Here is a 22,015-nt window from a genome sequence, read left to right as displayed (position 1 = left end):
TTTGTTTTTATTATGGAAAATCTTATATTGTGCAGAGCAATAAATTTGATGGAAAATTAAGATGCGCCAGAGCGAAATAGATAAGATTATTCAAAATATTCTTGGTGAAAGGCCCGGAGTTGCTTGCAGCAATGGTATCTGCACAGATGGTTTATGCGTGGTTCATAACCGTGATGGAGTCAATAATATTGTTAAGAATGGCGCTGAACGTGTTTCTGCATCAATCGGGATTGAAGCTGCCGGTGGCATTGAAACCGATTTAGCAAAGATGATTGACCATACATTGTTGAAGCCTGAAGCGACTAAAGAACAGGTAACCGAACTTTGCAACGAAGCGAAAAAATATTCTTTCGCGTCTGTCTGTGTTAATCCAAGCTTTGTCCCGATATGCGCGAAACTTCTACGTGATACACCTGTAAAAGTGTGCACAGTTATTGGTTTTCCACTCGGCGCAACTTCATCTGCCGCCAAAGCATTTGAAACTCATCAAGCTCTTCGCGATGGCGCCCGCGAGATTGACATGGTAATTAACATCGGTATGTTAAAATCAAAAGATTATGATTATATTGAGAACGATATTTTCGGTGTAGTGATGACTGCCCGCCGATATGGCGCCCTCGTAAAAGTTATCATCGAAACCGGATTGTTGACTGATGAAGAAAAAATTAAAGCGTGCTTACTGGCAAAACGTGCCGGTGCTGACTTTGTAAAAACCTCTACCGGATTTGCTAAAGGCGGCGCAACCGCAGGTGATATTGCCTTGATGCGGAAAGTAGTCGGATCTGCGATGGGTGTGAAAGCTTCAGGCGGCGTTCGTACTCGAGAAGAAGCACTTGCGATGGTTGCAAGCGGTGCCGATAGAATAGGCGCAAGCGCAAGTGTTAAAATTGTCAGCGGTGAAAGTGATTCTAAAGAAAAATCTCAATCATACTAACACAACAGAAAGCGTGGTGCTTATGAAGCGGGTTTTAATTACATCTTTTATTCTGTCGTTATTTATGTGCATCTCATTAATCGGTTGCTCAGGATCGGAACAATCTGAAAAAGATGAAATGCCTCCCCCACCACCCGTGACTCAAGAACCGGTAAAAAAGCAAGCAGAACCATCACCTGTGGTAAAACAAGTTGACACCTTGAAGGTTGAAGTGAAAGATATAGATAAGCCAAAATTCGAACCTGCACCGATTAATCCTGAGAATAAATTTGAGCGTGGCAATTATTCCATCCAACTCGGCGCCTACAAAATGCCCGACAATGCAGACCGTATTGCAGCAATCACCAAAGAACGTTTTAATATGAATGTTTATACCTCATTTGACACAACCGATGAGCTTTATAAAGTTTATCTCGGTGATTTTGAAACTAAGGATGCCGCCAGAACATTCCGCGATGTCATATCATTTAAATATCCTGAAGATTATAAAGGTGCCTGGGTCTTTGAAAAACCAAATAAATAATTTCGCCTTCTTATTAAACGGACTTTTCCTCTTATTTTCGTTAATCATCGGATGTAAATCTCCCGAAGCTACACGTAAAGGGATGGATCCCAATAACGAATTTAACTCGTTCTTACAAAAATACGAGAAAACTTTTCAACCGACTGAATACAATGATGAAGTTGATTTTATTCTTCAGGAAGATAAGAAAGAACGTGATATCATTGAAGCCGCTCGTGTCCTAAAAATAGCACCACCCGAAACAATACCCGGATTCCGCGCGCAGGTAATTTTCACATCAGAAATTGAAGAAGCAAACCGTGTTCGCGATTCACTTCTAAATATGCTGAGCGATGAATGGACGTATATCGTTTACGAAACGCCTTATTACAAGGTGCGGGTGGGTAATTTTATTGAGCGTGCCAGCGCAAATATGCTGGTAAAGAAATTAAGTACCATCGGTTACAAAGATGCCTGGGTTGTACCTGATAGAATAATAAAAAATCCACCCAACAGAATACCGGACTCTTTCATACAACCTGATCTCCAGCCGGTCCCAAAAAATTAATTTGATAATTACTTCAATTTTAACGAGATACCTTCAAGCGGCCATCGTGCTCTAAGCTTTAGAGTATCAGGATATATCGTATACCGCTCAGCCGGAACATATGGATAAATTTTACCGTAAGTGAATTTCCCATCTCCGTTTGAATCACGAAACAGATTAATAATATATTTTCCTTCGAAAAGATTATCAAACGAAAATGATCCGGAGGATTCAAGAACTGAATTTTTTGATTTGATATCTTTCTTCGATACATTCGAAACATTTATATGTATTCTGCCTGACCCGGCCGTTCGCTCATCGAACACAGTTCCCTTTAATCCACTCAACGACCTATCTTCTACAGTTTGAAACGGTAGTTTTATTACCGAATCTCGCTGTGAATTTCCGGAATAATCCTCAATGGAATCCAACACACACTTAATCGTATATTTCATTCCTTTAAACAACAAAGTGGTTGGAATGAATGAAGCTTTAGCAGAATGTTCCCACATGAATTTTCCATCTACTAAAGTACCTGTCGAATCAACTATCTGAAAACCTTTCTCAAATTTATGTTTAATGATTGGCTCATTGAAAGTTACTTTTATACTGTCGTCTACCGGATAATTGACGTTTCTATTTTTAATATTTTTTAAATCAATTTTTGGAATAGAAGTATCTACCAACATTTCAGATGCAAATTCACCAGTATTGAGAGGTGGAAGCATCGCATTCCCCGATTCATCCTTCCACCCTGATAACCATACCCGAAAATTCCTTCCTACATCCTGTTTCTTAGTAACAACTTGTGCATCTTTATTATCTTCATCCACAAATGATAAATCCAGGACATCAAGTTTTGTTTTCGACAAAGTATCTTCAATAGACACATTTTGAACATCAACAGTATGCCAATCAATTGATTCACTAAGCCGCAAAAGAATATGTGAATCATCGATGGCGCGCACACTTGAAAGAAACGGTGGAGTTGTATCTTCCATTGCCATTTTGAATTGAATACCTTCGATATTTTTAATCGAATCCGACAGACTTATATCATTGACGGTAACACCGTATTGATCTATCCCTGCATCGTAAAGTAAATTTTTGTATTCATCCCGAATCGCGAAGATGCGATAACTTCCAATCTTCAGGAACGGTAAAACGAACGATCCATTTTTACCGGTTTGTGTTACATAAACAGGTTTTATCTTTGCAGGATTTAAAGTATCTGGTGAAATTAGCTCAAGAGGATAAGCGAAAATCATTATACCTTCAGGTTTGTCATCATTAACAATACCCGCGATAGATGCCGAATCAATTTTATCGCTCGATGAAAACGGAACCGTATACGATTGAAGAAGTTTGTTCCCCCTTATATCTGTTAGATCGGTGCCAAGAGTGATTATATAAGTCGTGTTTGGGCGAAGCGATTCCTGGAATACGACTTCAAGATCTTTTCCATCCCACTCGAATTCAAGATCACCGATTGGGGGTGAAACAAAAAACGATTCTTCAAGAGACCGTCGGTTGATATATTTGTTGAATGAAAAAGAAAACCGTTTGCCGTTATAATTAAGCTCGCCCGGTTTTGGATAAGTCTTTAAAATAGTCGGTGGATTTTTATCTGGTGGACCACCGGAAGGAGAATCTATACCGGCACAATTAAAAATTGTGAAGGTCGATAGCAGCAGCAAACTGTTTAATATGATTTTTTGCAATACTCTCATCGGTCAATGTGGTTATTGGATGTTAAAGTGTAAATATAGCTATTTTTTTTTATTTATGCTTCATATTTGCCAGTACCATAATATTCAAAAATTCTTATATTATTATCACGGAAAACTTTTTATGAGAATCGCAATCATAGGCACAGGCGGAGTTGGCGGATATCTCGGCGCCAAACTCTGGAAATCAGGCAACGATGTTACATTCATTGCTCGCGGAGAACATCTGATCGCTATGCAACAGAACGGCTTGCGGTTAGAAAGTCCGGAAGGCAGCATCAATGTTAAATCAACATTCACCAATATTCTCACTGGGTTCGTACCATTCGATTTAATTATCATAGGAGTTAAATCTTTAGACACAAAAGAAGCAGCTAAACTCGCGCTCCCTGTTTTGCACGATAATACGATTGTTCTTAGCATTCAAAATGGAGTTGAGAACGAGAGTATTCTTGCAGATTCACTTGGTAAAAAGTATATCATACCGGGTGTTGCTTATATTATAAGCACAATAGCTTCACCCGGAGTTATTCTTCATGAAGGTGGTACAGGCAAATTTAAATTTGGAGAATCAAATAGCTTGGTAAGCGACCGTTGTATGTTATTAAAACATCTGTTCGATAATGCCGGAATCAATGGCGAGCCGACAGATAATATCGAGAAAGCTCTCTGGTGGAAATGGATATTTATTTGCGGTATTGGAGGCATGACGGCTTTTACAAAAAAACCGATCGGGGATATTCTTGCCGATACTGCATTGACTTCGATGTTGAAGGATGTTGTACACGAAGCCGCAACAATTGGACGTGCAAAACGGATGGATGAATTTACAGATATTGAAGAGAAGGTGTTCGCGCATTATCAAAGATTGCCATTCGCGACTACCTCATCTATGTACTACGATGTTACACATGGTAAAAGAGTTGAAGTTGAAGCACTCAACGGTGCGGCGGTACGTTTCGGAAAAGAATTACAAATCTCAACACCACAGAATGAAATAATATACATTTCGCTCAAACAATTATCTCAATCAAGTTCTTGAGCAGCTTTTCGCTCTTCCCTGGTTCTCCTGTACTCTTTAATCGCTTTTTGGTGTTCGCTGAATGAGGATGTAAATCTATGTCCACCTTCACCTGTTGCAACAAAATATAAATATTTGTGTCTGGAAGGATAAAGCGCCGCGAGTATTGAATTTTTACCGGGATTATTAATCGGACCCGGTGGTAAACCATAATTTTTATATGTGTTATACGGAGAATCATAATCCAAATCGCTGTAACGCAACCGGTGCGGAGTTCCACCAAGTGCGAATTGCACTGTCGGATCTGCCTGCAGACGCATTCTTTTTTGCAATCGGTTGTAATAAACTCCGGCAACAATAGCCCGCTCGGTATCGATTGCTGTTTCGAGTTCTATGATTGAAGCCATTGTGAGAACCTCGTTCATCGTCATCTTCCTTCGGTTCATTTGACGAATCATGGAGCTATCTAACTCTTTCCAAAACTCCTGAACAAGCGTACGGATAATATCTTCCTCATCCGTTTGCCAGTAAAATTTATAGGTCTTCGGCATCATATAACCGATTAAGTTATGAGCGTCAATTCCCAAAGATTTTGCAAAAGATTTATCCTCCACCAATTCCATGAACGTGCTTGAATCTATTCCTAATTTTTGTGAGAATATTTGCGCTTGTGTAGTCGAGCGGAGTCCTTCACGAATTAGCACTGTTATCGTTTCAGCGGTTCTGCCGTTTTGAACATTATCAATGATCGATAGATTTGATGCTCCACTTTTAAATCGATATTTTCCGATCTGAAGTTTTGTTGTGGACGCCGTTAATTTCCCCGCTATCTTAAATAGAAACACGCTTCGAATTATTCCCGCCTCCTTCAGCGAATCTGCAACATCGCTGAATGTTTGTCCTTTTGAAACTTTCAATATTTTATCGCCATCGAAATTATTCGGTGCCCATAACACTCCATAAGCGAATAATATGATGCCAACAATCCCAACAGTAACAATAATTCTAAGCATTCTTTTCATTTTTTCTCTTTCTATTAAATTGAAAAAATAAAAATCCAAAGATGATTATACTAGAAGTCGATATCCAGAATCCGACTTGAACGGTTCGTGGTTCAAATATAAATTTTACGATATGATTTCCTTTTGGTACCGCAATTGATCGTTGAGTGACGTTTGCGCGATATATTTTCGATTCTGTTTCATCTATGTAAGCTTTCCAACCGGGATAATATGAATCTGAAAAAACCAGAAACGCATCCTGTAAAGATGAAACTTTCATGATTATTTCATTTGGTGAATATAGTTTGATATCAACGGTTCCGCTAACACTTTCAGTTGGTATAAATCCTACCGGATTATCAAAAAGAATTACTTCCTTCCGTGGATTGAACTGGATTGAGGCAATCAATTGCAAGGCATGCTCTTCGCTCCGGACTGTAGTTGTTTTACTAACTAAATAAGCCCGCGACATTGATCCATTATTCTTATAAAAAAAAGCATCGCCAAACTTTCCAATATCTTCAACATTTGAATTTGTTTCGATTTGCCACAATGAACTGATATATTTAACATTATACATATCCATCAATCGCCAAAATACAGGAGATGGTCTAAAAACATCTCCATCAATCGATGCGGTTTTATTTAAAATACCGGCACGGTTCTGATCACCCCAAATATCCACGACGTAATTCGGTGTCAAATTCGCGTATCCATTTGCTGCAGAAATTCCATAAAGTACATTACTGCTCGGCTGAATATATTCACGCTGATCGATGAATGGCTGTAAATCTCCCTCCCACCCTTTTGCGTCCTGAAATGTTTTTATGTGCGCTTGATTCGCTCCGACAGAAAAATATCTGTACAAACTTGTGTCGCGTTTGAGATATTCAACTGATTTCGGAACTGTCAACCATTTATCCGCATTAACAATCGGATTTTGGCGAAGTTGAAAATAGAACAGATCGGCGACGCACAGTAATATTATCAATACCTCAACAGGATGATGAATAATATTTTGAGAAACATTAGCTTTTGCAGATTTATTTTTGATAAAATAATATTTAACGAAGTGCGGAATACCGATAGAGGCAAGTACTACCAGAGATAGATCGGTTATCAATAGAAATCGAGTCGGGAATCTGAAGAATTTCATTCCCGGCACATAATTAAAAACAAATTCATATACAGGGCTGTTTGGTCCTAAGACAAGAATAATCGAGATCAATCCGGCGATTGTAAAAAACTTTACATGCCATTTCTTCCAGTTACGAAATATTGCATGAAGCGCGAATAGTAATGTAACTATTCCAACATAACCGAAATCTTCCCAAAAAATACTTTTCCCTGTATAAGTTCCTTCCCCTATATCACCATTTATATAAGGGTAGATAAACATTCCCAAATTCTTTGGATCGAAAGCGTAGTTAGATGCATACTCGAAAGTAACCCCACCCGATCTTTGCGAAAGGAAGACTAATTCATAAGTCGGAATTAATTGAATGGCAGCAAGGAGCGAACCGAGCGCAAGCATTCCGGCGAATAGCCAGCTTTGTTTACCCAAGGTGAGTTGTTTCCATTTTTGAAAAACTGATAAAATATTTTTTCCTGAGTCAACAACTGAAAGCGATCTGAAAATGAAATAAAATATATACAACACACCGGAATAATACGCGACCTGAGTATGGCCCGATAAATGTTGAAAACCGAAGATGATACCAAAGAATAAAAGCATTCGGTTGTCTTTCGATTTAATCGCGCGTTCAATAAGGTAAAGTCCTAACGGCAACCAGCACGCGGCGTTGACATTGCTCAGATGCTTCAGATGCGATAAAAGATAGCCGCTAAAACCAAAAGCGATGCCCGCAACAACAGCACCGGTGAAACTTGATCCAATTTCTTTCGCATAAAGATAAGTTGAAATACCGGCTGTAATAATTGTAAGCAACAAAACGAGATTTAACGCAATCCATGGAGATAGCAATCCGAATAATATCAAATTAATTGGATAAGCGATTCCAGCTTCAGCACGAGCAAGCAGCGGGAAACCGCTGTAAATTTCCGGAACCCAAAGTGGAAGATGCCCCGCTTTTATTGATTCGCTCATTGAATAGCGATACGGGAACCCTTCATTCATGATATCGCTTGTGAAAATATCGTCTGTGATGATAAAACCACGCATAGTAGCTAATTGCCAAAACGCCGTAATCACAAGTAAACAAATGAGGGTAACAGCGAAAAGTGTTTCTCTTTTTATATATTTATCGATCGTCATCAAACAGGATGAATGCTGATATTTAAATTTGGAATTGCGTTCAAAGAAAAATCTGATTGGAATCCGAGTTCAAGTTTCATTTTTCCAAGCTGGGCTATCATGGCTCCATTATCAGTGCAATATTCAAAAGCGGGAATAAATAATTTAAAACCATTTTCTTCGGAAACTGATTTTAAACGTGCACGCAACTCAGAGTTTGCCGATACACCTCCTGCCACTGCTATATCCCGAACGCCAAGATCGTTTGCCGCCTGAATTGTTTTCCGAACCAGCACATCAACCACCGCCGTCTGAAAACTTGCGCAAAGATCGGCGAGTTCTTGCTTTTGAATTGGTTTTATATTTTCATTGTTCCGATATCCATGATCGCGAAGCCAGTAAAGTACAGAAGTTTTTATTCCGCTGAAACTGAAATCATATTTTCCTGGATCGAGATAAGAGCGCGGGAATTTTACAAAATTTGGATTCCCTTCTTTCGCTAATTTATCTATGACCGGTCCTCCCGGGAAACCAAGTCCCAACATTTTGCCCACTTTATCATACGCTTCACCAGCCGCATCGTCAAGTGTTTCGCCTAACAATTCATGCTGAAGCGGTTTGCGGACATAAACAAGTTGTGTATGCCCGCCTGAGACTATAAGACAAAGAAATGGAAACGATGGTTTCGGATCATCGATAAAATTCGAGTACATGTGTGCTTCCATGTGATTGATACCAACGAGGGGTATCTTCAAACCGTAAGCGAGAGATTTTGCAAAGCTCATTCCAACAAGTAGCGCACCCATCAAGCCGGGTCCGTGTGTAACAGCGACGGCATTGAGTTGTTCTTTTTTGATTTGAGCAACAGTTAATGCTTGCTCAACAACCGGAACAATCAGCCGTTGGTGAGCGCGGGATGCCAACTCCGGGACAATTCCGCCATATTGTTGGTGAATAAGTTGTGACGAAATTATATTCGATTTCAATTTTCCGTCAGCCAACACAGCAGCGGAAGTTTCATCGCAGGAAGATTCTATACCTAAAATAATCATAGTGATTATAATAAGCGAAATATCTAAATTTTTTCCAAGAAAGCACAAAAGAAAACCTCCGGTATCTCCTTGAGACTATGTGCGACTCACCTTCAAACAAGCACCACCACAGGAGGTGAGTCGCACTTGAGATACCGGAGGTTTATCGCGGCAAGCTTGTATTTGTTTTTATAATAACCTATTTTAAACGATGCAAATGCACAATATCGATAGGCAATGAGATACCTAATGAGTACTTTTCTGCAAATGATCAACAATCGCATCTGGATTATTCTCTTATTGGGTTTAATTTTAACCATAGGACTAATCCATGCTTATCATTATGCTTTCGTTAACGATGATGCGTTCATTTCGTTTCGCTATGCCGAAAACCTGGTAGCAGGAAATGGATTGGCTTACAACGCCGGTGAACGGGTTGAGGGTTATACAAATTTCCTCTGGACACTTCTAATCGCCCTCGGCTTAAAACTGCAGATCGATCCGGTTCTTTTTTCAGCAATTCTAGGGATAACATTTCATTTAGGAACGCTAATTTTATTTATTTTCATCAGCAATAAAACTCAACGACAACTAACATCTTCGATCTTTGTTATACCGCTGACCTCTTTACTGCTCTCACTTAATCGCGATTTCAACGTTTACGCAACCAGCGGTTTGGAAACATCGATGTACACATTCTTTATCGTCGCCGGTTTTTTATTTCTATCTCTCGATAAAATTCGATGGAATATCTTAATTGCCGGCATATTCGCGCTTCTTGCAATGCTCACACGTCCTGATGGAATTATTTTCCTTGCCTCTGTTTTAATATATTTTATTATCATCACAGAGAATAAATGGAAAAATTGTTTAATCTTCCTGATCCCTTCTATTTTCATATTCCTCCCGTACTGGTTTTGGAGATGGAATTATTTTGGATTTTTCTTCCCAAATTCTTTTTATGCTAAATCAATCGGTTTGACTTATTACAGTCAGGGTTTAGAGTATGTCTGGCTTTACTTCCAGACATATTACGGACTTATCATCCTTTTTGTTGCAGGGATAGTTGCACTATGGCGATTTAAAACTTTCAACCGAATAACGCAAGAACTGAGATATAGTTCGAATCATACAATCCTTCTTACCGGAATATTTTCATCTCTCTATATTCTTTTTGTAATAAGGATCGGCGGCGATTTCATGCACGCACGATTCCTGATTCCTGTTACTCCTTTTTTATATTATTTGATAGAAAGATTTATACTCTCGCTTTCAAAGTCTTACTTACGAATTATTCTCGCCTTCATAATTACACTAACGACTATTTTTAGATATGATCTTTATACAAAAGAGATAAGTGTAGGTTACGTTGTTGATGAAGTGCAATATTACACGCATGATCATCTTGAACGTACAAAACTTTTGGGGTTCACAATCAAAAAATATTTTGAACGATTACCCGTTCGGTTCGCATTTTCAGGAGCACACGCGAGAGTGATTTATTATTCGAAAACACCTTATGCTTTGGAAGCGTTAACCGGATTGACAGATACCGGCTTAGCTCATCAGAATATTTCCAAACGGGGTCGACCGGGACACGAGAAGTCTGCCTCTATCGAGTTTCTTCAAGAGAAGAAAATTGATTTTTTCATCGGTCCCGTAAGCACGCTTTCAAATGGTGAATTGCCGATTAACGCTGTAAAGATTGATACTTTTATCTTGCAAATAGTCAGATACAATAAAAGTATCATGGACTCTTTGCAAAAGTTCCCCCAAATTCAATTTACCCAGATTGATCAATATATAGATTCATATTTGGCGAATATGAAAAACATATCAAAAGAAACCGCACTCAGTGATTACAAATTTTTCCATGATTACTACTTCCTTGTCAACAAAGATTCGGTACGAGAACGTGAATTCCTTCGGCAATTAGAGAATATCAGGTACTGAAACATTAATCTCACTTTCGACGTTTTATTTGGAAACAACTTGAGATTTATATATCTTTTTCATCATTTCAACCATTAGCGGCACATTTTATATGACTGAAAACCAACTTGATTTATCAAAATTAAAGATTAAACGTGAGGAAGAAAAACAATCCGGACCGCATGAACCTCCTCATAAACCGCACTTCGCGTATTTCATGTATTTCGTTGGAGTAATATTTTTGGGGATAGCAATTTATTATGCTGTCAGAAATATTTTTGTGGAAGATCCGATCGTTGAGATTACAACTGTCTCGTACATATCACCTGCACAGGCAGATGCAATATTGACAGCAAGCGGATATGTAGTTGCACAGCGTAAAGCAGCCATTGCATCCAAAGCAACAGGCCGGCTTGTTTACTTAGGTTTTAAAGAAGGAGATAAAGTAAAAGAGGGGCAAATCATCGCTCGAATTGAAAGCGCTGATGTTGAAGCCGCGCTCACTCAAGCCAAAGCCGAGTATGACGTGGCGCAGGCAGATAAGGTTGAAGCTGAGCAATCGTACGAGCGAGCGAAAAAGTTATTAGACCAGCATTTAATTTCTCAAGCTGAATTTGATATCGCAAAATCGCGTTTCGATCGGGTAACTGCATCAATCGCGTCGCGTAGTGCTGCGGTTAAAGCGGCAGAGGTACAAATGGAGAATACACGCATTCGTGCACCGTTTGATGGAACAATTTTAACTAAGAACGCCGACATCGGAGAGGTGGTTGCTCCTTTTGCCGCAGGCGCAAGTTCGCGGGTTGCCGTAGTAACGATTGCCGATATGAACTCACTCGAAGTTGAAGCAGACGTTTCAGAATCAAACATCGAAAGAATCCAGAGTGAATTACCTTGCGAGATCACACTTGATGCGTATCCCGACAAACGTTATCGTGGTGTGGTGGATAAGATTGTCCCTACAGCAGATAGAGCAAAAGCAACGGTTATGACAAAAATAAGATTTGTTGAAAAAGATAGTCGTGTATTACCGGAGATGAGCGCCAAGGTTCACTTCTTAAAGAATAAATCAAAGAATAGCATAAATATAACCCCAATGATCGCTGTTGATCCGGCCGTAATAACAAAGCGGAAGGATGAAATTGTTGCGTTTGTTCTGAAAGGACAGATAATTCAGGAAGTCACCGTTGTAACCGGCAATAAAATTGGATCTTTGATTGAAGTAAAATCTGGTTTGAATCCGGGCGATAAAGTTATATTACATCCGAATGAAAAACTGCAATCAGGCGCAAGCGTGAAACTTAGAGAATGAAATTATCGTTATTAATAAGCAACCGTTGATAATAATAATAGCTGGAAAATTGAAATATGAATATTGTATCTGTTAAAAATGTTTTTAAGTCGTACTGGAGAGATTCTTTAGAAATCCCGGTGCTTCATGATATTTCCTTTGAGGTTCCCGAAGGAGAATTTTTAGGTTTGATGGGACCATCGGGTTCAGGCAAGACAACCCTGCTAAATTTGATAGCGGGAATAGATCAGCCATCAAAAGGTTCTTTAGTTGTAGCAGGTACCGATGTAGCAAAACTAAGCGAATCACAATTAGCAAAATGGCGGGCTCAACATGTCGGATTCGTTTTCCAATTTTATAATCTTCTCCCCGTATTAACCGCCTTTGAAAACGTTGAGCTTCCTCTTCTCCTTTCCAAACTTTCTAAAAAAGAGAGGAAAGAACATGTCGAATTTACATTAAAAGTCGTGGGGCTGGAAGATAGGATGAATCATTATCCAAAACAATTATCGGGCGGACAAGAACAGCGTGTTGCGATCGCACGCGCGATCGTTTCAGATCCGACACTTTTAATCGCTGATGAACCTACCGGCGATTTGGATAAAACCTCCGCAGAAGAAATATTAAATCTTCTCGTGCAGTTGAATACCCAGTTCAAAAAAACCATAGTCATGGTAACCCATGATCCGCGCGCTGCCGAACGGGCTCACGTGATAAAGCATCTCGATAAAGGCGAGTTAACCTAAGGAGGATGCCATGCACATAATTAAATTAATCGTAAAAAATATGCTCAGGCATAAACTCAGAACGTTACTGACTGTTTTAGGAATCGCGATAGCAGTTGTTGCCTTTGGATTGTTACGAACGGTTGTAACCGCCTGGTATGCAGGCGTAGACGCATCATCTGCCAACCGCCTGATTACTCGACATTCAGTATCATTCATTTTCCCTCTTCCACTTGCATACAAAGACCGGATCAGCAAGATCGATGGGATTGATAATGTAACTTATGCCAATTGGTTCGGTGGTGTTTATATCGACAAGAAGCAGTTCTTCGCACGGCTTGCGGTGGATGCTGAAACTTTTTTTGATGTCTACCCCGAGCTTATGATCCCGAAAGAACAGCTCGAAGCATTCAAGCGTGAACGAAATTCTTGCGTAATCGGTGAACAGTTAGTCCAAAGATACAATTTGAAGATCGGCGATATAATGCCTATTGAAGGAGATATATATCCGGGGAGATGGGAATTTGTGATTCGCGGAATCTACAAACCTCGTGATAAAACAACCGATCCTTCGAATATGCTGATACAATGGCAATATTTAGAAGAACGAATGAAAGAAGAAACTCCCTCGCGTGCCGGTTACGTTGGGTGGTACATAGCCCAGATTAAAGACCCGAATAACTCAGCATTTATATCGGGTCAAATCGATGAACAATTCAAGAACTCTCCTGCGGAAACAAAGAGCGAAACTGAGCGGGCATTCCAACAAAGTTTCATGGCGTCTGTGAGCGCGATTATAACTGCGATGGATGTAATGTCGTTTGTAATTATCGGTATCATCTTATTGGTTCTCGGAAATACGATGGTTATGTCTGCACGCGAACGGGTTCGCGAATATGCTGTATTAAAGACACTTGGATTTTCAACATTCCACTTAATTGGTCTTATCGGTGGAGAGTCGTTAACGATTGCAATAACCGGCGGCATCATCGGAATCGGTTTAGCATTTCCGATGATTGATGGTTTTGCGGCAATATTGCCGAAAGGATGGTTTCCAATATTTAATCTTGAACCGATCACACTGCTTCTTGCGAGCATATCTGCATTGATGGTTGGATTTCTTGCCGCGGTATTTCCAATTCAACGTGCGACGAGCACTAAAATTGTCGACGGTTTACGGCAGGTAGGATAGGAGATTACAATGAAAATTCCATTTAAATACATTACAAGAAATCTGAAAACTCGCCGCCTCACAACCATTTTGACCGTAGTTGGTATTTCATTGGTTGTATTTGTTTTTGCCGCGGTATTAATGATGGCACACGGCATCCAGAAAACTCTCATTCAAACCGGCTCGGATGAGAATGTGATCGTACTCCGCAAAGCCGCAACCGCTGAGATTACGAGTATCATCATGCAAGATCAGGCAAATGTTGTTCAGACAATACCATCAATCTCTAAACTGTCATCGGGCAAACCATTCATCTCTAACGAAATTGTCGCCATCATCAATCTCCCCTACTCGCAAAAAGAAGGCGGATTAGGGAATGTAACCGTGCGCGGTGTTACACCGGAGGGATTCCAGTTACGACAAAATATGAACTTATCCGGCGGCAGATTCTTCAACTGGGGATCACGTGAGATTATTGTTGGTTCTTCCATTAAGAAACGTTTCAAAGGGACAGAGCTCGGAGACAAAATAAAATTCGGCGGCGATGAATGGACGATTGTCGGTTCGTTCGATGCTGGTGGTAACGGTTTTGATTCTGAAATTTGGGGCGACCAAATCCAATTAGCGCAGGCATTCGGATACACAGGAGCGTACTCATCTTTACTCATCCGTCTCGATAACGTAAATGCGTTTACACAATTTCAAGAAGCATTCAATAAAGATCTCCGGCTTCAAACATTGGAAGTAAAGCGCGAGAAGAAATTTTATGAAGAACAGTCTGAAGATATGGCAATGTTTATAAGAATTCTCGGCATCGCTGTTACCATAATATTCAGTCTGGGTGCTATGATCGGAGCAATGATCACGATGTATGCGGCTGTATCCAATCGAACAATTGAAATAGGTACTTTACGGGCATTAGGTTTCCGACGCCGTAATGTTTTATTCGCTTTTCTGATTGAATCATTATCAATTTCAATATTCGGTGGATTGATTGGTTTATTCCTCGCATCGTTTCTCCAATTCTTCGATATCTCGATGATAAATTTCGGCTCATTCGCCGAACTCGCATTTAGTTTTTCTCTTTCACCTTCAATAATAATAAATTCATTAATATTTACTGTTGTGATGGGATTGGTCGGAGGTTTCCTCCCTTCAATCAGAGCTTCGCGCTTAAATATTGTTAACGCATTAAGATCATCCTGACATCTATGAGGTTTATATGAAATATCTGAAACTTATATTATTTTCTGTCATATTACTTTTTTCGATTAATTATTCATTCGCACAAGACCGCGGATTCGGTTTAGGAATAATGATTGGCGAACCGACCGGAATAAACGGCAAAGGATGGCTAACGAAGCAATCCGCTATAGATGCCGGATTAGCATGGTCGTTTGTTCACAGAACGTCTCTTCACATTCATGTAGATTATTTGATGCACTCTTTCAATGTATTTCCGCATGCTGAACGATTGCCATTGTATTACGGGATCGGCGGCAGAATCAGAACGAATGAAGGAAATGATACACAACTTGGATTGAGAATGGTGGGTGGAATTGAATATATGTTCGCGTCTGCTCCTTTCGATATTTTTTTTGAGATAGCACCAATACTTGACTTAACTCCGAAGACTGAATTGAACATGAATGCCGGTATCGGTGCCAGGTTTTACTTCAAATAAAAGAACTATTGCGAGATATTCTAATTTTTAGTATATTTGTAACATTGAAATTGATTAATCTTTTCACCTTGAGGTAATAATGGCAAAAATTTGTAGAATTTGCGGAAAAAAACCGGTAACCGGACATAATATCAGTCACGCTCATAACAGAACAAAAAGACGCTGGCTGCCGAATTTACAAAAAGTCCGCGCGCAGGTTGATGGCAGAACCCAACGCTTGCGTGTATGCACCAATTGTATTAAGAGTGGTAAAATAACCAAAGCCGCCTGACAACAAGATAATTTTTGTAATTGAAGCCCGAATAAAATCGGGCTTTTTTGTTTTTGTAAATCAGATAATATTTGGTAAATTAGTGAAAATTTTATCAGCCAATGTCAATCCCTAATTCACTTACAGCGCTTCGCATTTTATTAACACCGGTATTTGTAATACTGTTGTTCGATGAATCATCTTTCTGGAAACAGATTGCGCTTCTCGTTTATATTGTTGCCGCCCTAACAGATTGGTACGACGGATGGGTTGCGCGAAGATACGGATACGTATCGCGCTGGGGACAATTCTTCGATCCACTCGCCGATAAAATTTTATCGCTCTCCGCCCTTTTCGCTTTTGTACATTTAGATTTAATCGACGGTTGGATGGTTTGGATTATCGTTATCCGAGATATAATTATCACCTCTTTGAGAAGTTATGCTGAATGGACAGACAGGCCGATTGTTACATCAAAATCGGCACAGGCAAAAACATTCGGAGAGTATATCGTCATATATTACATCTTAATCCTTTATGTCGCCGGCTCAGTTTCTTTCATCAAACAAGATTTCCGATCCCTTCTCGATTCTTTGATGCATCCTCAGGTTTTATTCGGGATGCTGCTGTTAGTAACCATATCGACTATCGGAACAGGAGTAATGTATCTCTTCGACAATAGAAAATTGTTACGCGAATTATATGCACGATACTTCAACCAATCAACCTAATCCTAATAAAAGATCAGTACCTTTCTTTTCACACCTGATTGCCACAGGGTTATTCTCAGGATATTCACCAATAGCTCCAGGAACTGCAGGCAGCATCGTCGGTATGTTATTTTATATGATCCCGTCATTTGAGTATCCTATCATCATCTCATCTTTGATATCCATCTTCTTTTTTATCGGTGTTTATGTTTCTTCTAAAATGGAAAGATCATTTGGTGAAGATCCGCAAATTGTTGTGATCGATGAAGTTGTAGGGATGTGGATATCAATCGCTTTTCTTCCAAAAACTATTCTAATAGCATTTCTTGGATTTTTATTATTCAGATTCTACGATATTTTTAAACCACCTCCCTGCCGAAAATTAGAATCGCTTAAAAATGGTTGGGGAATTATGCTCGACGATGTTATGGCTGGAATTTATGCAAACCTCACTATTCAATTAATTCTCTTTTCATTTTTAAATCTTTGAATATGTTTTACTTTCAATATTCAGGCCCTTTTTTACTTTTAACTTTTTAATTGATATGAGAGCCGCCATAATTTCAATCGGGGATGAGATTCTTATAGGTCAGGTGATAAATACAAATGCCGCGTTCATCGCCCAAAAAGTAAGTCCACTCGGTATCTCTGTTTCTAAAATAATTGTAGCTGGTGATAACGAGGAAGATATCATATCTGCTCTTGAAACGGAATACTTATGTCATGACATCCTATTTGTAACCGGTGGTTTGGGACCTACGCACGACGACATTACGCGATCTGCGATCTGTAAATTCTTCAGAACTAATCTTGTTTCTTCTGCTGATGCAAGAAAATATGTTGAAGAGTTTCTGAGGCAACGCAATCGCCCGTGGTCTGAAGCGGCAGAAAATCAAACATTAATACCCGATGGTGCAAAGCCAATACCCAATAAATTCGGCACAGCGGCAGGTGAATTCTTCGATTGCGATGGTAAGTATGTTATCGTAATGCCGGGAGTTCCATATGAAATGGAGAGCATGATAACCGATTTTGTTATCCCATATTTTCAAAATATATCTCAAACATATTTTATAATTCATAGAACGCTTATGACAACCGGCATCCCTGAGTCGGAATTAGCAACTCGATTAGGAGATTTAAACCAAATGCTACAAGGAGCTAAGTTGGCATTCCTCCCCTCTCCCGCCGGTGTGAGATTGCGAATTACTGTTGAAGGAAAAGATTCAGATGAGAGTAACCGGCTCATCAAGACTATCGAATCTGATATCAGACAGAAAGCTGAAAAATATATCTATGGCGTCGATGATGAATCTTTGGAAGAAGCTTTGGGCAAGTTAATGATCGAGAGAAAGTTAACACTTTCAATAGCAGAATCATGTACCGGTGGTTTAATCGCGAACAAACTGACTAACGTTTCAGGTAGTTCAAAGTATATTGAACGCGCAGTTGTGACATATAGCAATAAATCTAAAATAGAGATGCTAAGTATTCCCGAAAAACTTATTTCAACTCATGGAGCGGTAAGCCGGGAGGTTGCAGAAGAGATGGCTCGCTCAATCAGAAATTTATCTTGCACGGATATCGGTATCTCTACAACGGGAATTGCCGGACCGACAGGCGGAACTCCCGATAAACTGATCGGGTTAGTATGGATAGGATACTCCGACTCGAATGAAACAATCGCGCTTAGATTTAATTTCGGCGAGGGTCGTCTCAGAGTGAAAGAAAGAGCAACGCAGGCAGCAATGGATTTGATCAGAAGAAAGATAATGAAGATTAAATAGGATATGAAACTCATTCGCACATTTTTGGCATTTGACACTCCTTCAATTATCAAGGATGAAATGGAAAAACTTCAATCGGAGCTAAAGAAATCGGGCGCCGACGTAAAATGGGAGAGAAAAGATAAATTTCATGCGACAATAAAGTTTTTAGGAGATGTGAAGGAAGAAACTCTTCCAAATGTTTTAAATGAAATTGATTCGATCGTCTCAACTATGGAAGCAACACAGGTTATTTATCAACATTTGGGTGCTTTCCCGAATAAGAAGAATCCGCGTATCATCTGGGTCGGTTGCGAGAACAGCGAGGGAATCCTTCTAAATTTAAAAAACACGCTCGATCAAACACTTTCAAAATTTGGTTTTGAGATTGAAACCCGACCATTTCATCCTCATATTACTTTGGGGAGGATAAAATCATCAAATCGATTAATAAACTTGCTTCCGATGTTAGAAAATCTTACCTTTGAACCACAGAAAGCTATAATTAACGAGATATTAGTAATGCGAAGTATTTTAAAGCCGGAAGGGTCTGAATACTCCATCATTAAGAATATTCCATTACGTAAGAAAATCACGGTATAAACTGTATATGAAACCGGTACAAAAACCTAACCTTAAAACTGTTCTTTTCATAGATGATGAATCTATGTGGCTTGAAGCGATTCGTTTATCATTGAAGGGAGAAAAATTTAAAATACTGACCGCTGACGGTGGTGAAGACGCATTGAAGAAACTTGAAAAAAAGAAACCTGATCTGATCATGAGCGATGTTCGTATGCCGTTTATGAATGGATTTGATCTTTACGAAAAAATCAAAGGCAACCCTAAATTCAAAGATATACCTTATGTCTTTATGTCATCAATAGATGATTTCGATGCGAAACGAACAGCGAAAGATTTAGGCGCGGATGGGTATATCGAGAAACCGTTCGATTCGAACCAGATTAAAACGATCGTGATTGATTTTCTCGACCGGTTCCCGACAAAAGGTAATTAAAAAAGATTCTAAAGAAATAGAAAGGATATAACATGGCAGAAGAAAATAATAAAGAAGCTCGAATGCAAGCATTGAAAATTGCCGTTGAGCAAATTGAAAAACAGCACGGCAAAGGTGCTATCATGAAACTTGATGAAGGACCGATAGCAAAGATAGATTTCATATCCACAGGTTCGATATCTCTTGATGCGGCAGTTGGAATCGGAGGTATACCTCGTGGGAGAGTGATAGAAATATTCGGTCCCGAGGCATCAGGGAAAACAACTATCTGTCTTCACGTGCTTGCGGAAGCTCAGAAAAAAGGCGGCATTGCTGCATTCATCGACACAGAACATGCCCTCGATTTAAACTACGCGAAAAAATTAGGTGTTGATACAAACAATTTAATGCTTTCACAACCAGAATATGGTGAACAGGCGCTCGAGATTGTTGAAACACTTGTTCGGAGCGGCGCACTCGATGTTATCGTAATTGATTCAGTTGCAGCACTTACACCACGTGCCGAAATCGAAGGAGAAATGGGTGACCCGACTATGGGCGTTCAAGCGCGGCTTATGTCGCAGGCACTTCGCAAACTAACAGCTGCGATCAGCAAATCGAAAACAACCGTCATGTTTACGAATCAACTGCGTCAAAAAATTGGAATAATGTTCGGTAATCCTGAAACAACAACCGGCGGAAACGCATTAAAGTTCTATGCTTCCCTTCGACTTGATGTTCGGCGTATCGAAGCCATCAAAGATGGTCAGAATGTAGTCGGCAACCGGGTGAAAGTGAAAGTCGTTAAAAATAAAGTTGCTCCTCCATTCAAAGAAGCTCAATTCGATATACTTTATAACGAGGGTATATCAAAGTTAGGTGATCTTATCGATACAGCAGTGGAACATAACATAATCGCCAAGAGTGGTTCATGGTTCGCTTATGGTGCTGATCGAATCGGACAGGGTCGTGATGCAGTTAAGAAATATTTACAGGATAATGAAAAACTTGCAAAGCAGATCGATACAGAAGTGAGGAAGAAATTGGGATTAATTGATGCTGAATCGAGCAATAAATCACCCAAACCCGAAACGGTTAAGAAACCCGCTTCAAAATAAAACTTTATTACAGTTTGGTGTGAAGAATATTTCCAAACTTGAACAACAAAAACGCCATCCCGACCGTGTAAACGTTTATCTGGATGGCGAATTTGCTTTCGGGCTTAACAAAGAAGTTGTCCATAAATTTTCTCTGCGGAAAGGTGACCAGGTCACCGATGAATTGATCGATAAATTAACGGGTGAAGAAGAATATTCGACTGCAAAAAATAAAGCATTAAAATATATAAGTCGCAGAATGCGAAGCGAATATGAAGTTAAGAGTAAGCTCAGAGAATACGAATTCCCGGTTGAAATCATCGACAAAGTGATTAAATATCTTTCTGAAATCAATTTCCTCAACGATTTGGAATTTGCAAAAGCGTACATCGCCGACCTGCAAAGAACTAAATCTGCCGGCAAACGTCTCCTGTTTCAGCAATTAAAGAGAAAAGGTATTGCAAAAGATACAATCGAGATGGTTCTCAACGATATTAAGTGTGACAAAGAAGAATCCCTCGCAATCGAGACAGCGAAGAAATATTTCAAGAAATTCAAGACATCAAGAAAACCGGTTGATAGGAAAGATCAAATCAGACGTATTTCACAGGCATTAATGCGTCGGGGTTTTGATTGGTCTCTAACATCCAAAGTATTAAAACAAATATTCAAAAATTATTCTGCTCAGGAGGATGAATAAATGGCATCTGTTATTTTCGATATCGAAACGCTCGCGCTCCCTTTTGAAACATTCGACGAGGTTCAACAGGAATATCTGATGAAATTCGCCGACACTGTTGAGAAACAGGAAGCCGAATTACAAAAACTAAACCTTTATCCGCTCACCGCACAAATCATCGCTATCGGAATGCTTAATCCCGATACGATGAGCGGGAAAGTCTTTTATCAATCAAACGTAAAAGATAATTATTCTTCGGAAGATGGTAAGATTGAATATGTTTCAGGAGATGAAAAAGAGATTTTGAAAAACTTTTGGACAACGATTCAGCGATATGATCGATATGTAACATTTAACGGTCGAGGATTCGATAATCCTTTCATCATGCTTCGTTCAGCTATAAACGGAGTTAAACCTATACGCAACATAATGCCTTACCGTTACGATACATCTGAACATTGCGATCTGCTTGAGCAACTCACTTTTTATGGAGTTGTGCGAAAATTCAATCTCGATTTTTATTGTAAATCGTTTGGAATTAAAAGTCCGAAGAGTGAAGGTATAACAGGTTTAGATTTAGGACCTTTATACAAAGATGGACAATTTCGGAAGATCGCCGAGTACTGCATTGGCGACGTAATTGCAACAGCAGATTTATATAAACGCTGGAACGAGTTTTTAAATATAAAATAGAAT

The 22,015-nt window shown here is 39.5% G+C and carries 23 protein-coding genes; 19 read left to right on the top strand and 4 right to left on the bottom strand.

Features of this window, described 5'->3' with window-relative positions; genetic code table 11:
- The first annotated feature begins 61 nt into the window (after positions 1–61).
- From deoC to HZB59_02675, 3 genes are all read left to right on the top strand, one after another.
- Positions 62–934, top strand: a complete 873-nt coding sequence (gene deoC, locus HZB59_02685; GenBank protein MBI5020318.1) for a deoxyribose-phosphate aldolase — start codon at positions 62–64, stop codon at positions 932–934.
- Positions 935–998: 64 nt separating this feature from the next.
- The gene (locus tag HZB59_02680) at positions 999–1,457 is read left to right on the top strand and encodes an SPOR domain-containing protein (GenBank protein MBI5020317.1); all 459 of its coding nucleotides are present in this window, start codon (positions 999–1,001) and stop codon (positions 1,455–1,457) included.
- Entirely contained in the window at positions 1,438–2,004 is a 567-nt protein-coding gene (locus HZB59_02675; GenBank protein ID MBI5020316.1) for an SPOR domain-containing protein, read from the top strand. The genes HZB59_02680 and HZB59_02675 overlap by 20 nt, the downstream gene beginning before the upstream one ends.
- 8 nt (positions 2,005–2,012) lie before the next feature.
- Here HZB59_02675 and HZB59_02670 read toward each other — a convergent pair whose 3' ends face one another.
- The gene (locus tag HZB59_02670; protein MBI5020315.1) at positions 2,013–3,713 is read right to left on the bottom strand and encodes an Ig-like domain-containing protein; all 1,701 of its coding nucleotides are present in this window, start codon (positions 3,711–3,713) and stop codon (positions 2,013–2,015) included.
- 121 nt (positions 3,714–3,834) lie between these two features.
- Between HZB59_02670 and HZB59_02665 the strand changes: the two genes are divergently transcribed.
- Positions 3,835–4,752, top strand: a complete 918-nt coding sequence (locus tag HZB59_02665; protein MBI5020314.1) for a 2-dehydropantoate 2-reductase — start codon at positions 3,835–3,837, stop codon at positions 4,750–4,752.
- Here the strand turns inward: HZB59_02665 and mltG are convergent.
- Genes mltG through tsaD form a run of 3 tightly spaced genes read right to left on the bottom strand, consistent with a single transcriptional unit; the run spans position 4,737 to position 9,038 of the window.
- Positions 4,737–5,753: an endolytic transglycosylase MltG gene (gene mltG, locus HZB59_02660; protein MBI5020313.1), complete on the bottom strand. Its 1,017-nt coding sequence runs from the start codon at positions 5,751–5,753 to the stop codon at positions 4,737–4,739. The two genes, HZB59_02665 and mltG, sit on opposite strands and share 16 nt — an antisense overlap.
- Positions 5,737–8,007: a YfhO family protein gene (locus tag HZB59_02655; GenBank protein ID MBI5020312.1), complete on the bottom strand. Its 2,271-nt coding sequence runs from the start codon at positions 8,005–8,007 to the stop codon at positions 5,737–5,739. Before HZB59_02655 ends, mltG begins: the two co-directional genes overlap by 17 nt.
- Positions 8,007–9,038, bottom strand: a complete 1,032-nt coding sequence (tsaD, locus tag HZB59_02650; GenBank protein ID MBI5020311.1) for a tRNA (adenosine(37)-N6)-threonylcarbamoyltransferase complex transferase subunit TsaD — start codon at positions 9,036–9,038, stop codon at positions 8,007–8,009. The genes HZB59_02655 and tsaD overlap by 1 nt, the downstream gene beginning before the upstream one ends.
- 228 nt (positions 9,039–9,266) lie before the next feature.
- On the opposite strand from tsaD, the gene HZB59_02645 reads away from it, so the two are divergent.
- From HZB59_02645 to HZB59_02575, 15 genes are all read left to right on the top strand, one after another.
- Complete coding sequence (locus HZB59_02645; protein ID MBI5020310.1) at positions 9,267–10,970, top strand: hypothetical protein; 1,704 nt, start codon at positions 9,267–9,269, stop codon at positions 10,968–10,970.
- A 91-nt stretch (positions 10,971–11,061) separates the two neighbouring features.
- Positions 11,062–12,261: an efflux RND transporter periplasmic adaptor subunit gene (locus HZB59_02640; protein MBI5020309.1), complete on the top strand. Its 1,200-nt coding sequence runs from the start codon at positions 11,062–11,064 to the stop codon at positions 12,259–12,261.
- Positions 12,262–12,317: 56 nt separating this feature from the next.
- Positions 12,318–12,986 carry an ABC transporter ATP-binding protein gene (locus tag HZB59_02635; GenBank protein MBI5020308.1) on the top strand — a complete coding sequence of 223 codons (669 nt, stop codon included), beginning with the start codon at positions 12,318–12,320 and terminating at the stop codon, positions 12,984–12,986.
- Between the two features lie 10 nt (positions 12,987–12,996).
- On the top strand, positions 12,997–14,157 hold the full coding sequence (locus tag HZB59_02630; protein MBI5020307.1) for an ABC transporter permease: 1,161 nt from the start codon (positions 12,997–12,999) through the stop codon (positions 14,155–14,157).
- 9 nt (positions 14,158–14,166) lie between these two features.
- Complete coding sequence (locus HZB59_02625; protein ID MBI5020306.1) at positions 14,167–15,342, top strand: ABC transporter permease; 1,176 nt, start codon at positions 14,167–14,169, stop codon at positions 15,340–15,342.
- A 16-nt stretch (positions 15,343–15,358) separates the two neighbouring features.
- Complete coding sequence (locus HZB59_02620; GenBank protein MBI5020305.1) at positions 15,359–15,820, top strand: hypothetical protein; 462 nt, start codon at positions 15,359–15,361, stop codon at positions 15,818–15,820.
- Positions 15,821–15,899: 79 nt separating this feature from the next.
- Positions 15,900–16,091: a 50S ribosomal protein L28 gene (locus HZB59_02615; GenBank protein MBI5020304.1), complete on the top strand. Its 192-nt coding sequence runs from the start codon at positions 15,900–15,902 to the stop codon at positions 16,089–16,091.
- A 101-nt stretch (positions 16,092–16,192) separates the two neighbouring features.
- On the top strand, positions 16,193–16,801 hold the full coding sequence (locus tag HZB59_02610; GenBank protein ID MBI5020303.1) for a CDP-alcohol phosphatidyltransferase family protein: 609 nt from the start codon (positions 16,193–16,195) through the stop codon (positions 16,799–16,801).
- Positions 16,773–17,270 (top strand): phosphatidylglycerophosphatase A, encoded by a 498-nt coding sequence (locus tag HZB59_02605; GenBank protein ID MBI5020302.1) that lies wholly within the window; start codon positions 16,773–16,775, stop codon positions 17,268–17,270. Before HZB59_02610 ends, HZB59_02605 begins: the two co-directional genes overlap by 29 nt.
- 55 nt (positions 17,271–17,325) lie before the next feature.
- The gene (locus HZB59_02600) at positions 17,326–18,567 is read left to right on the top strand and encodes a competence/damage-inducible protein A (GenBank protein MBI5020301.1); all 1,242 of its coding nucleotides are present in this window, start codon (positions 17,326–17,328) and stop codon (positions 18,565–18,567) included.
- Positions 18,568–18,570: 3 nt separating this feature from the next.
- The gene (gene thpR / locus HZB59_02595; protein ID MBI5020300.1) at positions 18,571–19,149 is read left to right on the top strand and encodes an RNA 2',3'-cyclic phosphodiesterase; all 579 of its coding nucleotides are present in this window, start codon (positions 18,571–18,573) and stop codon (positions 19,147–19,149) included.
- Positions 19,150–19,156: 7 nt separating this feature from the next.
- Positions 19,157–19,564: a response regulator gene (locus tag HZB59_02590; GenBank protein ID MBI5020299.1), complete on the top strand. Its 408-nt coding sequence runs from the start codon at positions 19,157–19,159 to the stop codon at positions 19,562–19,564.
- A gap of 32 nt (positions 19,565–19,596) precedes the next feature.
- Positions 19,597–20,661 (top strand): recombinase RecA, encoded by a 1,065-nt coding sequence (gene recA / locus HZB59_02585; GenBank protein MBI5020298.1) that lies wholly within the window; start codon positions 19,597–19,599, stop codon positions 20,659–20,661.
- 19 nt (positions 20,662–20,680) lie between these two features.
- A complete protein-coding gene (locus tag HZB59_02580) occupies positions 20,681–21,340 on the top strand; it encodes a RecX family transcriptional regulator (GenBank protein MBI5020297.1) in 660 nt (219 codons plus the stop codon).
- A complete protein-coding gene (locus tag HZB59_02575; protein MBI5020296.1) occupies positions 21,341–22,012 on the top strand; it encodes a ribonuclease H-like domain-containing protein in 672 nt (223 codons plus the stop codon).
- Positions 22,013–22,015: the final 3 nt, after the last annotated feature.

This window comes from Ignavibacteriales bacterium, assembly GCA_016214905.1.
Classification (GTDB): Bacteria; Bacteroidota; Ignavibacteria; order UBA10030; family SZUA-254; genus PNNN01.
The sequence above is the reverse complement of the archived record's forward strand: the minus strand, read 5'-3'. Positions and strand labels throughout refer to the sequence as shown.

Coding starts and splice junctions, on each gene's coding strand:
- HZB59_02630 (MBI5020307.1), top strand. CDS start 12,997: ATGCACATAATTAAATTAATCGTAAAAAATATGCTCAGGCATAAACTC.
- HZB59_02655 (MBI5020312.1), bottom strand. CDS start 8,007: ATGACGATCGATAAATATATAAAAAGAGAAACACTTTTCGCTGTTACC.
- HZB59_02575 (MBI5020296.1), top strand. CDS start 21,341: ATGGCATCTGTTATTTTCGATATCGAAACGCTCGCGCTCCCTTTTGAA.
- HZB59_02665 (MBI5020314.1), top strand. CDS start 3,835: ATGAGAATCGCAATCATAGGCACAGGCGGAGTTGGCGGATATCTCGGC.
- deoC (MBI5020318.1), top strand. CDS start 62: ATGCGCCAGAGCGAAATAGATAAGATTATTCAAAATATTCTTGGTGAA.
- HZB59_02590 (MBI5020299.1), top strand. CDS start 19,157: ATGAAACCGGTACAAAAACCTAACCTTAAAACTGTTCTTTTCATAGAT.
- HZB59_02615 (MBI5020304.1), top strand. CDS start 15,900: ATGGCAAAAATTTGTAGAATTTGCGGAAAAAAACCGGTAACCGGACAT.
- recA (MBI5020298.1), top strand. CDS start 19,597: ATGGCAGAAGAAAATAATAAAGAAGCTCGAATGCAAGCATTGAAAATT.
- HZB59_02680 (MBI5020317.1), top strand. CDS start 999: ATGTGCATCTCATTAATCGGTTGCTCAGGATCGGAACAATCTGAAAAA.
- HZB59_02600 (MBI5020301.1), top strand. CDS start 17,326: ATGAGAGCCGCCATAATTTCAATCGGGGATGAGATTCTTATAGGTCAG.
- HZB59_02645 (MBI5020310.1), top strand. CDS start 9,267: ATGAGTACTTTTCTGCAAATGATCAACAATCGCATCTGGATTATTCTC.
- HZB59_02610 (MBI5020303.1), top strand. CDS start 16,193: ATGTCAATCCCTAATTCACTTACAGCGCTTCGCATTTTATTAACACCG.
- HZB59_02670 (MBI5020315.1), bottom strand. CDS start 3,713: ATGAGAGTATTGCAAAAAATCATATTAAACAGTTTGCTGCTGCTATCG.
- thpR (MBI5020300.1), top strand. CDS start 18,571: ATGAAACTCATTCGCACATTTTTGGCATTTGACACTCCTTCAATTATC.
- HZB59_02605 (MBI5020302.1), top strand. CDS start 16,773: ATGCACGATACTTCAACCAATCAACCTAATCCTAATAAAAGATCAGTA.
- HZB59_02640 (MBI5020309.1), top strand. CDS start 11,062: ATGACTGAAAACCAACTTGATTTATCAAAATTAAAGATTAAACGTGAG.
- HZB59_02620 (MBI5020305.1), top strand. CDS start 15,359: ATGAAATATCTGAAACTTATATTATTTTCTGTCATATTACTTTTTTCG.
- HZB59_02635 (MBI5020308.1), top strand. CDS start 12,318: ATGAATATTGTATCTGTTAAAAATGTTTTTAAGTCGTACTGGAGAGAT.
- mltG (MBI5020313.1), bottom strand. CDS start 5,753: ATGAAAAGAATGCTTAGAATTATTGTTACTGTTGGGATTGTTGGCATC.
- HZB59_02625 (MBI5020306.1), top strand. CDS start 14,167: ATGAAAATTCCATTTAAATACATTACAAGAAATCTGAAAACTCGCCGC.
- tsaD (MBI5020311.1), bottom strand. CDS start 9,038: ATGATTATTTTAGGTATAGAATCTTCCTGCGATGAAACTTCCGCTGCT.